This is a genomic window from Cohnella cellulosilytica, from assembly GCF_042431195.1.
Lineage (GTDB): Bacteria > Bacillota > Bacilli > Paenibacillales > Paenibacillaceae > Cohnella > Cohnella cellulosilytica.
Map to the genome: position 1 here is coordinate 175,892 of NZ_JBHMDN010000012.1, position 12,657 is coordinate 188,548.

Genomic DNA, 12,657 nt, shown 5'->3' on the forward strand with positions numbered 1-12,657 from the left:
CCTTTCCTTATAGAATAACGCAATTTCGTCCGCCCGGCACCCCCGAAAAGCGCTGGAATCCGATAACGGGTCAAGACAGCATATAGGATACCGCCCGCTCGGCCGCCTTGCGGCCCTGCTCGATGCAGTCGGGGATGCCGACGCCTTCGTACCCGGCGCCGCACAGCCATACGCCGGGCAGCTCGATCGCCAGCCGCGCCCGCAGCTCCTTCAGCCGCTCGCGATGGCCGACCGGGTACTGCGGCATCGAGCGGTGACAGCGGCTGATCTCGACGAACAGCGGATCGGCGGCAATGCCCATGGTGGTTCGCAAATCTGCCTTGACGCCGGCGACCAGCTCCTGCTCCGACAGCTTCAGCCATTCCTGCGCATTGGCCCGTCCGACATACGTCCGCAGCAGCGCGTAACCGGGCGGCGCGGCATGCGGCCATTTCGACGACGACCACGTACAGGCCGTAATCAACCGGCCTTCCCGCTTCGGAACGACAAAGCCGGAGCCATCCAGACCGCGGGGAATATCCTCTTCCCGGTAAGCAAGGGCGATGTTCGCGACGGAAGCGTACGCGATGCGCTCCAGCCACGCCGCCTCGGGAACTTCGGGCAAGAGCCTCGCCGTTTCGGCGGCGGGCAGCGCCAGAATCAGGCCGTCCGCCCGCAGCTCCGCCCCGTCGTCCAGCTGCAGCCTGTACCCGTCCGTCTCCCTTGCGACTCGTTCGATGCTCCGGCCCATCACCTTCCGAACCGCCGGCAGCGCCTCCTCCAGCCGCTGCGTCAGCACGGACAGCCCGCGATCGAACGTGAGAAACAGGCTCTTCCGCGCAATTTCCGGCAGTGCCGGATCGGCGGACGGCGGATTCCTCCTGCTCGCCAGCATTCCGATCATCAGACTGCGATGCTCGCGCTCGATCTGGCGGAACTGCGGGAACGTCGCTTGCAGGCTCAGCGTCTGCGTGTCCCCCGCGTAAATGCCGGCAAGCAAAGGCTCGGTAATATGCTCCAGCACCTCCCTGCCCAATCTGCGCCGGATAAAGCTTCCCAACGACTCGTCGCTCTCGTCCTTCCTTCTCGGCAGCAGCAAATCCATCGCGGCGCGAAGCTTGCCGAGCGGCGACACGAGCCCGGTTCTGACGAAGGGGGATAGCGCCGTAGGAATGCCCAGCACGAGCCCCGGCGGCATCTCGTGAAGCTTGTCTTTGTACAGGATGTAGTTTTTCTTCGCCCGCGGATTCGGATTGGTCGCCGCCAGACGGTCCTCCAGACCGAGCTCGCGAACGAGCTTGAGCGCGGCCGGCTTGCGGGCCAGGAAAGAATCCGGCCCTTGTTCGATGACGAAGCCGTCGCGATGGAGCGTGCGAATCTGGCCGCCCAGTCTCGGGCTCTTCTCTACGAGTGCGACGTCCGCCTCCTCGCCTCGCTGCGCAAAATATTGGACCGCGTAAAACGCCGCGCTCATCCCGGTAATTCCCCCGCCCGCAACAACGATTTTCCGACGTTTGCCTTCCATCTTTTCCCCCGCCCCTCCTTGACCCTCGATCATCTCAAGCCGCTCTGCCCGGGGGTCGCCTCGAATTCCGCCCATTTCTTCGGAATATACGCGCAATACGGATCGCTCTCCAGCTCGTCGCCGGTGACGGCGTACGCTCTGGCTCGAGACCCTCCGCACAGCTCCTTGAACTCGCAGACCCCGCATTTGCCCTTCAGCAGCGATTTGTCGCGAAGCCGCTGCAGCAGCGGAGAATGGCGGTAGATGTCCGTCAGCGGCGTCTCCCGAACGTTGCCGCAGGAAATCGGCAGAAAACCGCTCGGGTACACGTCGCCGATATGGCTGATGAAGACGAACCCGTCCCCGTCGTTTACCCCTTTGTGCGCTCGCCCGAGCAGGTCCGCCCTTTTCATGCCGGTTTGTTCCTGCCCTGCCGCGCCCGCGCGCAGCTTCTCCTGCATGAACACCCGGCGATAATGCGGAGCCTCCGTCGCCTTCACTCCGTACGGCATGCGCTGCTGGACGCGGAACAGCCACTTCATCACCTCTTCGTGCTGCTCCGGGGAGATCATGTCCTTCTCCATCCCGCGTCCGGTCGGAACGAGGAAGAAGACGCTCCACAGCACGGCGCCCATCTCCTTCACCTTCTCCGCCGTCGCCTCGAGATCGTGCAGATTGTACTGCGACACTGTCGTATTGATCTGGATCGGAATTTGCAGCTCCTGCAAATAGTCGATTCCTCGCATCGTCAGCTCGTAGGAACCTTTCGTCCCGCGAAAATGATCGTGGATGTCCGCCCGCGAGCCGTCCAGGCTGAACGCCCAGCGCGACAGCCCGACCTCCTTCGCCCTGCGGATCGCTCCTCGCGTCACTCTCGGCGTGGCGCTCGGCGTCATCGAGACGGGAAGCTTCTTCTCCTCGATCGCGTACCGGGCCAGCTCGAACAGATCCGGACGCATCAGCGGATCTCCGCCGGTGAACACGAACAGCGGGTTGTCCATTTCCGCGATGCTGTCGATCAGCTTCTTGCCCTCCTCCAACGTCAGCTGGCGGGGATCGGCGCGATACTGCGCCTCGGCCCGGCAGTGCAAGCATTTCAACGCGCAGGCCCGAGTCACTTCCCAGATGACGATAAACGGATTCACGCTGTAATCCCTCTCTCGAACGATCGACGACATACGGCCGCCTCCTTTCGAATTGCCTTTCGTTTTTCTTAGCCTAGAGGAGTTTGCTCCCGCTGGCTGTGAGGCCCGTCACAGTCCTCCGGTTTCGTTTCGCTTAAGGTGAGGAGGAGCCAAACGACAAGGAGGACGACCTATGGTAATCAAGCTGGACGGCGACCCGATCATGGAGAAAATGAAGGAGCTCTGCGAGACGCTGCTCGGGCAGGAGGCCTACAAGGAATTGCGCGATTCGATCGATCGATTCGCTTCGGACGAACCGTCGCTGCAGCAATACGAACGCTTCATGGAGGAGCACCAGCATCTCCGGCGGAAGGAAGACGCGGACATCGAGCTGACGTCCGGGGAAATCGCCCGTTACGAGCAGGAAGAACGGGCGCTGTACGACAACGACGTCATTCGCAAGTTTCTGTACGCCCAGCGCGAATTCGGTCAGCTTCACGACAGGATCAGCCAATATTTTACGAAAACCATCGAGCTCGACCGCCTTCCGGAATCGGGCGACCTCAAGAAGGGCGATTGCGGCTGCGGCGGCAGCTGCGGAAGCGGCCACGGCCACTGACGGACGGGACCTTTCCGCCGCCGGGCTTTTGGTGCATAGGCAAGCAGAAAGGGCATGAAGCTCTCCCGCGGCGGAGCGCATTCATGCCCTTTCCCCTGTCTTGCCTACGTCAAGTTACCCGGGACCGACTTCATCACTTTGCCCGTCTGCAGAGCTTGCGCCGTTGAGACGGGCGGCCGGATAAGCTTCATCCGCTTCTCCTCCTTCCTTGTCGATATGATCGTTCCCCAGCAGAGCCAGCACCCGATTCAGCCTTCTCTTCTCGTGCGGGCAGGGCCGCCGGCCCGTGCGCATCCGGTATAACGGGCAATGATTGCCTTGGCAGGCGGGCCGGTAGAAGCACGTCCGGCATACGTCGTCCTTCTCTTCTCCCGACTCCGTCCATAACGCGATTTTGTCGCGATCCAGCCGCATCGTTCCGTCCCGCTCCAGCCGGCCGACTTGGTTCGCGTCGTCGTCCAGCGCGACGGAGCACTTGTACAACCGGCCGTCCGCGCCGACGACCAGGGCGTTCGGCTTGGCCGCGTAGCATACCGCTCCCGCCGGCAGGAGCGCGTCCGCAATCGATCCGCTAACGGGCAGACCGGCCCGACGGCCCTGCTCGGCGAGCTCCCACAGATAACGGTCCGATGCCGTCCGGTCGCAGACGGGCAGTTGGGCGTCCCGCGGGCCGCCCCACCGCCCGACCGGCCGAACCAGCAGTCCGAAGCGGCGATCGCCGCCCAAGAGCGCCGACAATTCGCCGAACCATGCCTTCAAGTCCCGCACGTTGTCCTCGTCGAAATTGACGCGAAGATCGACCGCATATTCCTCGTCCAGCTCGCGCCATTCCGTCAAATTATCGATAATGGTCCGATAGGTCGGTCCCCCGCCGCGAAGCTTCCTTCTGCGGTCGTGAACGCCGGCTCCGCCGTCGAGGGTGATCATGTAGCGCCGGACTTGGCGTTCGACCAAGCGGGCGAGCCTCGTCTTCGTCAGTCCGTATCCGTTCGTCGACATGTCCGCCGAATACCGGGCCCCGCCTCGCCTGCAGCTGTCCATGAAGCTGTCGGACAGCTCGAGGATCGTATCGAACGCAAGCAGCGGCTCCCCTCCGAACCAACTGACCGTTATCTGCTCGACGCGCTCCGCCGCTCTCCGAACGTAACTTTTCAGCCCGTCGATCACCTCCCTCGTCATCGCTCCGCGCTCAAACGTCTGATAGCAATACGAGCAGCGAAAGCTGCACGCCTCCGTCGGCATCAGCACAAGATGCATCGTCCTCGCCGCCTTAAGCGCCTCGTGAAATCGCGAAGCCCGCTCCAGCTCGTCCGTGTCGGAGGGAACGAGAAAACCCGCGTCCAGCAATTCCGCCGCCAGCCCGTCGGCATCGCCCGGCGCCTCGACGGCTCCGTCCAGCAAACGGGCCGCTTCGTCCCGTTCCCTGGAAGAAACGGCCGCCAGCGCGCCGGTATAAGAATTGTACAGCACGCCTCCCCTGTCTCCGACGCTCGCCAACCGGGTAAAACGGGATGCCTTCCAAGGCAGCCGCTCGCCATTAGGGGCCTTCATGCCTGGCCCGCTGCCGCGGCCTGCCCGCTTCGCTTTCTGCTCGGCAAAGCCCTCCCTCCTTTCCTTGGAGATGTCCCCGTCGTACGTCGTAATGTACCACATCCGAAGATAAGCCGATGTGACGGCGGTCACCTCGCCTCGGCAAGCGGCCGTGCGGGCGAATTGTGCGAATTCCGGAAATAAAATGATGCGCTTTGTGATTTCTATCACTACATGGAGCCGATATGTTGTATTACTATTCTTCTCATCACCCCACATATAGTGCCCAAGAAATCAGGGAGGTGGATCAGCGCTTATTCTTTATGAAGGAGGGATTTGGGGATGCTCGCTTTCTATCCCGGGTTCGTTCGCACGTTCGACGATTTGCCGGGGCGCGTCTCGTTGCTCATCCACAGCTGGAACGGCTGCAATATGCGCTGCTTCGGCTGTCACAATTACGACGATCTGATCGCGGCCAAGCCGGACGCGAGCCGGCTGACCGCCGAGCAGGCCGTCGAACGCATTCGGGCGAGCGCCGGGCTGTTCGACGCCCTGCTCGTCAGCGGAGGGGAATTCCTCGTCAATCGCGCCTCCGATATCGTCGACTTCCTCCGCAGCGTCCGGGGCGCGTTCGACGGCGCCGTTATCGTGTATACGAACGGCACCTATCCGGGGAAATTGCGAATGCTGCTCGACCGCGGGCTTGTCGACGGCGTACATATCGACATGAAGCTGCCCTATCATCTTCTGGATCCCGGCGAAGATTCCGACGTCTACGAAACGATTATCGGCACGGTTCCTTCCCGGCGAACGCGCCGGGATATGCTGGCGGCCGTGGAAGCCGTCATCCGGCACAACGGCGAGACCAGCCAGGTGCGCACCGTGCGTTATCCGCAGCTCAGCGACGAATACTTCGAGCGAATCCGCGCCTACGTGGACGAATTAAACGCCAAGCACGGCAGCCGCGTTCCCTACTTTCTTAATCCGTATTACCCGCCGCAAGCACCGCGGCGGCATTCCCAACTTTGACTGGAGGAATCGCCATGTTCAGCCGCACCGAAGAAATCGTCGAGACGTTCACTTCCCCGTCGGAAACGAAACAGGCAGACTACTTAAAACGGGAAAACAGCAACTTTGTCTACTCCCTGCCGCTGCTCCGGCACAACCTGACCAATTTCTCGGAGGAACGCTACCTGCTGGAACGCATACTGCCGGCCAGACTGACCGAGCTGTACCGGGACGGCGTCGTCTACATTCACGACAAGCAGCTCAGCCCCTACTGCCTCAGCGTATCGTGCAAAGACATCGCGACCAAGGGCATTCCCACGCTGGCCAAAAATATGATGAGCTCCCGACCGACCCGCAAGCTGGATACGCTGCTCCGGCATTTCAGCAACGTTGTCGTGCTCATGTCCCAACAGGTGTCCGGAGCGGTGATGCTGTCGCAGATGACGACGGTCTCGGCCTCCTACCTGTATGCGGAGGAAACGCTGCACGGCCGCCGTTTCTCGGAAGACGAGCTGGCGCAATTGTTCCAGAGCCTGATCTGGGAGATGAATATGCCGCTGCGCGGCGGCTCCCAATCGGCGTTCACCAACATTACGCTCGAATTCGGCAAGCCGTCCGACGAGATCAAGGACGAGCTTGTGATCCTCGGCGGGACGCCGCTCGATATCCGGTATCGCGACATCCCCGCCGATTACTTCGACCGCATCAACCGCGCCGTCATCGAAGTGATGAAGCAAGGGACGGGCAACGGCATTCCGTTCACCTTCCCGCTGCTAACCGTGCCGATCGACGACGAATTCGACTACGGCAATGGCCTGTTTCTCGAGCTGCTCGACGGCATGTACCGCTGGGGCGGCGTCTATTTCGAAAATTTCCGCTCCGCTCCGTTCCGGGACGAACGCTATCGACGGCTCAACCCTTATTTGAAGCCGCGCGATCCGGAGGCGAGCCGCAGCCTGTGCTGCCGGCTGCAGATCGACCTGAACGTGCTGTCCCGGGTCGGCAGCGGCATCTTCGGCAGCTCGACCGGGTCCACCGGAGCGGTGCAGGTGCTGAACTTGAACTTAAACCGAATGCTGATGGAATACGGACACGACGAAAAGCGGCTGTTTTCCAAAATCGCCGAAATGCTGGAAGTCATGCAGGAAGGCCATATGGCGAAGCGGAAATGGATCGAGCGGAACAAGGAGCTGTACCCGACCTTCTTCGCGTTTAACCGCGACTTGTCCAATTATTTTAACGTGTTCGGCGTGGCCGGGATGCACGAAGGGCTGATCAACGCCGGATATGCGGGCGGAATGAACAACGAGGAAGGCAAGCTTCTGGCGCACCGGATCATGCAGTTTATGACGGAGCGGATCAACGAATTCATCGTGCGGGACCGCGTCGCCTGCGGCATCGAATACGCGCCGGGCGAGAACGCGGCGATCAAGCTGGCCCGCCACGACGTCAAATGGGCGCACAGCCGGAATCGCGCCATTTTCGTGCAGGGCACGGGGGACGATGTGTACCTGACGTCCGGCTGCATGCTGCCCTTCAGCGAAGACGACTTTACCCGGCAAATCGAGAACAGCGCGGAATTCCAGGCGTACGCCACCTCGGGAAGCATTCTGCATCACTTCCTGGAAAGCAAAGTGTCTCCCGAGCGGCTGGCGGACTATTTGCGGAAAATTTTCGACAAGCCGATCCAGTACATCACCTTGACGCCGACCTTGACGAGCTGCCTCGGCTGCGGCAAGCAGATCGTCGCCGACGACGGCAGGAACGTCGAACATTGCCCGGCGTGCGGCAGCGACGATCTGGCGACCTACAGCCGGGTCATCGGCTACGTTAAAATGATCGCCCGCAAGAAGATCCGCGTCGACGAGGAAGGCTGCTATTCGGGACAATTCAACTTCTGGAGCAAGGCCAGGCGCTTCGATTGGAATACGCGCAAGCGGCTGAAGGAGGAAACGCTGCAGCGGCAATAGACCGCCCTCGCGCAACAACGGCCCGCCACCGCCGACAGCTGCATATCGGCGAGAGCGGGCCGTTTCTCCGTTTCAACGAAACAGCAGCACGGTCAACAGCAGAAACTGCACTGCGCCGGCGATCTCCATTATGCCGACCTTGGCCGGCCTCATCGTCCGTCCTGCGTAAACGAACGCCCTCAAGGCCGGGAAGACGAACGGAATCGTCATCGGCGGGTAGCCGATCGCCCACGGAAGGACCAGGGCCAGCACATGGTAGATTTTCGCGTAAACGACCCAGCGAGCGCTAAGCCTTTCCCTGAACACGGTTTTGACGAAAAACGCCGTTCCCATGAAATAGGCGAAGTTAAACGCCGCGAGCGCGGCCATCTCCGCGCCCCATTCCCCGCCTCCGGCCAAGTAAGCCGCCGCGGCGGCCAGCGAGAAGCTGACAATGGCGCACAGGTCGTTCAGCAGCGCCCGCTCCGACTTCCGCTTTGAATGCCAGACGTTCACCGCGAGCAGCGCGGCCAGCGGAATGCCGAAATAAGCCAGCTCCGGCCGCTCGATCAGCGGCGGAATCAGACAGGCCAGCGCGGCCAGCGCGTATCCCGAGCCCCAGCGCAGCATGCGGTCTCTGTTCGACGCTCTCTTCACGGCTTGCAGGAGCGGATACGAAGCCAAATATAAGAGCAGCCATCCGGCGAACAGCGGCAAATGAAGCCATTGCGGAGACGCGGCCGCCATGCCGGTCAGGAACGGTACGCTGACCATCGCCCATCCGCCGTGTTCGTGAGGGATCACCAGCTTTTTCTTTTTTTTCATCGCCACTCCCCCATTGTCGATTCGCCGCTCGGACGAGAATTCATGATTCTGTTGAAAATGATTCTCAGTTATATCTCCATCTTACCGGAATTTCCGTTACAATTAAACGGTATAGGTTGAACCGTTTCGTTAATCCGCTACTCTAGGAGGATGTGTCCATGAGCAAGGAAAAAACGTCCGCTTTCCTGCGGCAGGTTCCGCTGTTTCACGATTTGAACCCTCAGGAGATGGAACGGGTCGAGGAGATCACGATCTCCCGCTTCATTCCGAGAAAATCGGTTATTTTTGCGGAAGGCAGCGAAAAAGAAGCCGTCTACTTCATCAAGAACGGTTTGGTGAAAACGTACAAAACGGACGAAAACGGCCACGAGCAGATCGTTTCCTTCCTGAAGACCGGAGACCTGTTCCCGCACACCGGCTTCTTCAACCAGAATCCGTATCCGGCCACGGCCGAGGCGATCGTCGACACCCGGCTGCTGGCGATTCCCGTCAAGGTGTTCGAGCGGCTGATGCTGAATACGCCGTCGATCGCGATCAAGATGATGCGCGTGATGGGCGACAAGATCCGCGAGCTGCAGGAGAAGCTCCAGGTGCTGTCCGGACAGGACGTCAAGCACCGGGTGCTGTCGTTCCTGCTGCAGCTCGCCGAACAGCACGGAGACGTCCAGGACAACAAGATTACGATCAACCTGCCGATGACCCACCAAGAGATCGCCAACTCCATCGGAACGACAAGAGAGACGATCAACCGGCTGCTTAATCAGTTCAACAAGGAAGATTTGCTTGAAGTTGATCGCAGCCGGATCGTCATTATCGATCTGGAAGCGCTAAAGCAGCTCAAGGAGCTCCGGTAACCCCGAAGCGCGTTACAGCCGGGCTTGTTCGATCCGCGGGAACAGCACGTTGTTCTCCAGATGGATATGCTCGAACAGATCCGCTTCCAGCTCGACCAGCTTCCCGAAGGCAAGCGTATAGGTTCTGCACGCCTCCGGAGGCAGAGCGTATCCGTCCGACTTCTCCCTCATTTCCTTCAAATAGTCGCCGACGACGCTGTGGTCCTTCTCCAGGTCGTCCAGCCCCGCGACCGCCTTCTCCCGCGCTTCTTCGCCCGGCTCGGCCGCGTAGCGCTTGAGCAGCGGGAAGAGCGTTTCTTCCTCGGCGATCAGATGCTGGTCCAGCTCGATTTTCATTTGATGGAACCGTCTGTGCAGCAAGGCGAGTTCGGGGTGCCCGGCTCCGTGGACGCGCAGCACCTTCGTCAGCAGCTCGCCGATGTGCGGCAGCTCCTTCTTCAAATAGTCGTGATGCCGCTCGACGATATGATCGATGAAATCCGGGATCGGCGCCGTCTTCCAATCTGTCTCGACCGCCTCGTTCCTGGCCGCCGCTTCCGCGTAGCTCGCATTCAATCGGCTCGTCAGCTCGTCCAGGCTTAACCCTTGACCGCCGGCGGCCTCCGATAACTTGCGATCCCCTCCGCAGCAGAAGTCGATTTTCGCCTCCTTGAACAGACGGCTTGCACCCGGGAAATCGGCCACGATATCTCCAATCCTCTCTTCTCCGTTAAACCGTTGGCTCATATCCGATCCTTCCTTTCGTTGTTTTCTGTCCTCTCCCTCCCAGTATAGGCATAGCCAAACACCCGCTCTGTGACGCAGGACACATTTCGTTCGCTTGGAGGGCCAAAAGATGTGAGATCTGTCACACTTGGCGTTTCGTTCCTCTGCTATACTTGCTCCAACGTATCCTGGAGGTGACGCACGTGATTGCCGCTCAAAAGCAAACCGACCGCAGCCCGATTCGCAACTCTTCCGTTTTCTCCGCCGACAATCTGCAGAAGCTGCAGCAAATGATGCACTTTCAGAACTTCGAAGAGAACGTCAACGTATTCCGCGAAGGAGACGCCGCAACCAGCCTGTATTTCATTCAATCGGGCAAAGTCAAATTGACGAAGCTGTCGGAGGAAGGCAAGGAATACATTATGTCCCTGTTCCACGGCGGGGATTTTTTCGGTCAGCTCGACACGTCGTCCAGATCGGTTCATCCGTTCACCGCCACGACGATGGAGAAATGCGTCGTCGGCGCGCTGCAGCGAAGCGATCTGGAGGTGCTGCTCTGGCAGCACGGGGATTTGGCGATCGAATTCGTCAATTGGATCAGCTTCATGCACCGGCTGACCCAGACGAAGTTTCGCGATCTCGTCATGCTGGGCAAGCCGGGCGCCCTCTGCTCCACGCTGATCCGTCTGTCCAACACTTACGGGCGGGAGGACGAGGATGGCATCCATATTACGATGAAGCTGACGAACGCCGAGCTGGCCGACCATATCGGCTGCGCGCGGGAGAGCGTCAACCGGATTCTGGGCGAGCTGCGCAGAGCGGGAGCCGTCTCCATGAACGACGGCATGATCACGATTACGAATTTAACCTATTTGCAGTCGATATGCCGCTGCGAGCTGTGTCCCAAGGATCTGTGCCGCATGTAATTTGCGCTCGGCGGCTCCGTCCCGTAGGCGAGAAAAAACGGAGCTGTTCCATAAGTCGGGTCGTATAAGAGGATCGATGAAAAAGAAGAAGCATCTATCTCCTGGAGACTGCCTCATACGTTCCTGAAATGACCCTGTGACGGGTTAGTGCTTCCTATTTCAGGATCGGGTTTTGGGGCCCCCGCAAAGTAATCGGAATAAGCTTCGCAGCTTAACGTCACTTTGTGGGGTATCTTGCAGCGGAAGGAGATAGATGCGACTTGCATGATTCCATCGGGCATCTTTCTGTACGACTCTCCGTACTTAGGAGACAGCCCCATTTCCGTTATTGCCCTCTAACGACTCACGGGAACCTCCCGCGTCAAAGCTAGGCGGACCCGTTCCTGCGGCGATACAGCACATAGCTTCTTCTTAAATAGCCCAAAGGCAGGCTGAATACGTGAACGAGCCGCGTAAACGGAAAGACGAGGTACAGGACAAACGTGGTCAAAATGTGAACCTTGAATCCGACCGGCACCGTCTCCATCAGCGCAGGGTCCGGCTGCAGCGCCAGCACGCCCCGCAGCCAAGGATTGATCGTCGTCCGGTAGTCGAAATCCCCGTGGCTCAGGGAGTTCCCCGCCGTGGCCGCCAGTCCGGTGAACAGGACGACGACGAGAACGAGCAGCGCCGCCCGGTCGCCCGTGCTGCTCGTCGCGCGAATGCGGGCGTCGGCATATCTGCGGTACAGCAGAATGAGCGAGCCGACGAACGCGGCGATGCCCGCGGGCATCCCGCCAGCGATCGCCGCAAGGTGATACAGCTCGTCGCTGACCCCCAGCCGGCGATACACTTCCACAGGGACGAGCAGCCCGGCAATATGTCCGCAGAAGACGGCCAGAATGCCGTAATGAAACAGCAGGCTCCCCCATTTCAGCTTGCGCTTTTCCAGCATTTCGCTGGATTTGGACGTCCAGCCGAACGGGTTGGTCGCATACCGCCAGATCAACCCGGCGACGAAGAGCGTCAGAACCACGTAAGGCAGGACGCCCCACAGCAATACCTCCATCGCTTAGTTCCCTCCTCTCGCCGGCAATATCGCTTCCTGCGCTTCGTTCGACGGCGTCGCGGGAACGATCCGCAAGAGCAATTCCATTAATGCCGCGTACGGACTGTTCGCTTCCGCCAGCTTGCCGCGAATCGATTCCAGCGCTTGCGTTCGGGCTCCCAGCAGCGCTCCGGACGTCTCCCAAGGGGCGGCCGAAGCGAATTCGAGCATCAGCGGAAGATAATCGGGAAGCTCGCCCCCTGTCAACTCGTAACCCGCGGCGGCATACTGCCGCTTTAACTCCAGCAGGGCGGCCCCCCGATCGCGTTCCTCGCCGTACTGCCCATAGGTTAAATACAGATTGGACGCCCTGCCGAAATCGAACGTTCGCACGTAATCGTCCTGCCACCGCATTTCGTCGGCTTCCTCCGCCAATTGAAGAAAGGCGGCAAGAACCGCGGCGGCAGCCGGGTCCGGGAGACCTTCCGCTTCCTCCCGGAACGCCGGAAGCCGCTCTCTCCAATCCCGGTCGGGGTACTGAAACGTATAAGACAGAAGCCAGCAAACCGTCCGGGTTGTCTCGATATCCATTCGCAGCTCCTCCTCG

12 protein-coding genes are annotated in these 12,657 nt (G+C 60.2%); 5 read left to right on the forward strand and 7 right to left on the reverse strand.

Annotated features, from left to right (window positions below; all coding sequences use genetic code 11):
• Positions 1 to 70 precede the first annotated feature (70 nt).
• Positions 71 to 1,504 (reverse strand): protoporphyrinogen oxidase, encoded by a 1,434-nt coding sequence (gene hemG, locus ACFFT4_RS09200; RefSeq protein ID WP_378046969.1) that lies wholly within the window; start codon positions 1,502 to 1,504, stop codon positions 71 to 73.
• Between the two features lie 29 nt (positions 1,505 to 1,533).
• Positions 1,534 to 2,661, reverse strand: coding sequence for a TIGR04053 family radical SAM/SPASM domain-containing protein (locus tag ACFFT4_RS09205; protein WP_378046971.1), 1,128 nt, complete (start codon positions 2,659 to 2,661; stop codon positions 1,534 to 1,536).
• 139 nt (positions 2,662 to 2,800) lie between these two features.
• Here ACFFT4_RS09205 and ACFFT4_RS09210 point away from each other — a divergent pair, with 139 nt between their 5' ends.
• Positions 2,801 to 3,226, forward strand: coding sequence for a YlbF family regulator (locus ACFFT4_RS09210; protein ID WP_378046972.1), 426 nt, complete (start codon positions 2,801 to 2,803; stop codon positions 3,224 to 3,226).
• A gap of 114 nt (positions 3,227 to 3,340) precedes the next feature.
• On the opposite strand, the gene ACFFT4_RS09215 is transcribed toward ACFFT4_RS09210, so the two are convergent.
• Positions 3,341 to 4,987, reverse strand: a complete 1,647-nt coding sequence (locus ACFFT4_RS09215; RefSeq protein ID WP_378046974.1) for a radical SAM protein — start codon at positions 4,985 to 4,987, stop codon at positions 3,341 to 3,343.
• A 111-nt stretch (positions 4,988 to 5,098) separates the two neighbouring features.
• On the opposite strand from ACFFT4_RS09215, the gene ACFFT4_RS09220 reads away from it, so the two are divergent.
• Together ACFFT4_RS09220 and nrdD are read left to right on the forward strand one after the other, a co-directional pair.
• Positions 5,099 to 5,785, forward strand: a complete 687-nt coding sequence (locus ACFFT4_RS09220; RefSeq protein ID WP_378046976.1) for a radical SAM protein — start codon at positions 5,099 to 5,101, stop codon at positions 5,783 to 5,785.
• A 14-nt stretch (positions 5,786 to 5,799) separates the two neighbouring features.
• Positions 5,800 to 7,734: an anaerobic ribonucleoside-triphosphate reductase gene (gene nrdD / locus ACFFT4_RS09225; protein ID WP_378046978.1), complete on the forward strand. Its 1,935-nt coding sequence runs from the start codon at positions 5,800 to 5,802 to the stop codon at positions 7,732 to 7,734.
• A 72-nt stretch (positions 7,735 to 7,806) separates the two neighbouring features.
• Here nrdD and ACFFT4_RS09230 read toward each other — a convergent pair whose 3' ends face one another.
• On the reverse strand, positions 7,807 to 8,538 hold the full coding sequence (locus tag ACFFT4_RS09230; protein ID WP_378046980.1) for a YwiC-like family protein: 732 nt from the start codon (positions 8,536 to 8,538) through the stop codon (positions 7,807 to 7,809).
• A 158-nt stretch (positions 8,539 to 8,696) separates the two neighbouring features.
• On the opposite strand from ACFFT4_RS09230, the gene ACFFT4_RS09235 reads away from it, so the two are divergent.
• Positions 8,697 to 9,392: a Crp/Fnr family transcriptional regulator gene (locus ACFFT4_RS09235; RefSeq protein ID WP_378046981.1), complete on the forward strand. Its 696-nt coding sequence runs from the start codon at positions 8,697 to 8,699 to the stop codon at positions 9,390 to 9,392.
• A gap of 12 nt (positions 9,393 to 9,404) precedes the next feature.
• On the opposite strand, the gene ric is transcribed toward ACFFT4_RS09235, so the two are convergent.
• Positions 9,405 to 10,118 carry an iron-sulfur cluster repair di-iron protein gene (gene ric / locus ACFFT4_RS09240; RefSeq protein ID WP_378046983.1) on the reverse strand — a complete coding sequence of 238 codons (714 nt, stop codon included), beginning with the start codon at positions 10,116 to 10,118 and terminating at the stop codon, positions 9,405 to 9,407.
• Positions 10,119 to 10,300: 182 nt separating this feature from the next.
• Between ric and ACFFT4_RS09245 the strand changes: the two genes are divergently transcribed.
• The gene (locus ACFFT4_RS09245) at positions 10,301 to 11,023 is read left to right on the forward strand and encodes a Crp/Fnr family transcriptional regulator (RefSeq protein ID WP_378046985.1); all 723 of its coding nucleotides are present in this window, start codon (positions 10,301 to 10,303) and stop codon (positions 11,021 to 11,023) included.
• Positions 11,024 to 11,390: 367 nt separating this feature from the next.
• Here ACFFT4_RS09245 and narI read toward each other — a convergent pair whose 3' ends face one another.
• Together narI and narJ are read right to left on the reverse strand one after the other, a co-directional pair.
• Positions 11,391 to 12,071, reverse strand: coding sequence for a respiratory nitrate reductase subunit gamma (narI, locus tag ACFFT4_RS09250; protein WP_378046986.1), 681 nt, complete (start codon positions 12,069 to 12,071; stop codon positions 11,391 to 11,393).
• A gap of 3 nt (positions 12,072 to 12,074) precedes the next feature.
• Positions 12,075 to 12,641, reverse strand: coding sequence for a nitrate reductase molybdenum cofactor assembly chaperone (gene narJ / locus ACFFT4_RS09255; RefSeq protein WP_378046988.1), 567 nt, complete (start codon positions 12,639 to 12,641; stop codon positions 12,075 to 12,077).
• Positions 12,642 to 12,657 lie beyond the last annotated feature (16 nt).

Bases quoted from the DNA above. Each gene is read 5' to 3' on its own strand.
- hemG (WP_378046969.1), bottom strand. From the start codon at position 1,504: ATGGAAGGCAAACGTCGGAAAATCGTTGTTGCGGGCGGGGGAATTACC.
- ACFFT4_RS09205 (WP_378046971.1), bottom strand. From the start codon at position 2,661: ATGTCGTCGATCGTTCGAGAGAGGGATTACAGCGTGAATCCGTTTATC.
- ACFFT4_RS09210 (WP_378046972.1), top strand. From the start codon at position 2,801: ATGGTAATCAAGCTGGACGGCGACCCGATCATGGAGAAAATGAAGGAG.
- ACFFT4_RS09220 (WP_378046976.1), top strand. From the start codon at position 5,099: ATGCTCGCTTTCTATCCCGGGTTCGTTCGCACGTTCGACGATTTGCCG.
- nrdD (WP_378046978.1), top strand. From the start codon at position 5,800: ATGTTCAGCCGCACCGAAGAAATCGTCGAGACGTTCACTTCCCCGTCG.
- ACFFT4_RS09230 (WP_378046980.1), bottom strand. From the start codon at position 8,538: ATGAAAAAAAAGAAAAAGCTGGTGATCCCTCACGAACACGGCGGATGG.
- ACFFT4_RS09235 (WP_378046981.1), top strand. From the start codon at position 8,697: ATGAGCAAGGAAAAAACGTCCGCTTTCCTGCGGCAGGTTCCGCTGTTT.
- ric (WP_378046983.1), bottom strand. From the start codon at position 10,118: ATGAGCCAACGGTTTAACGGAGAAGAGAGGATTGGAGATATCGTGGCC.
- narI (WP_378046986.1), bottom strand. From the start codon at position 12,071: ATGGAGGTATTGCTGTGGGGCGTCCTGCCTTACGTGGTTCTGACGCTC.
- narJ (WP_378046988.1), bottom strand. From the start codon at position 12,641: ATGGATATCGAGACAACCCGGACGGTTTGCTGGCTTCTGTCTTATACG.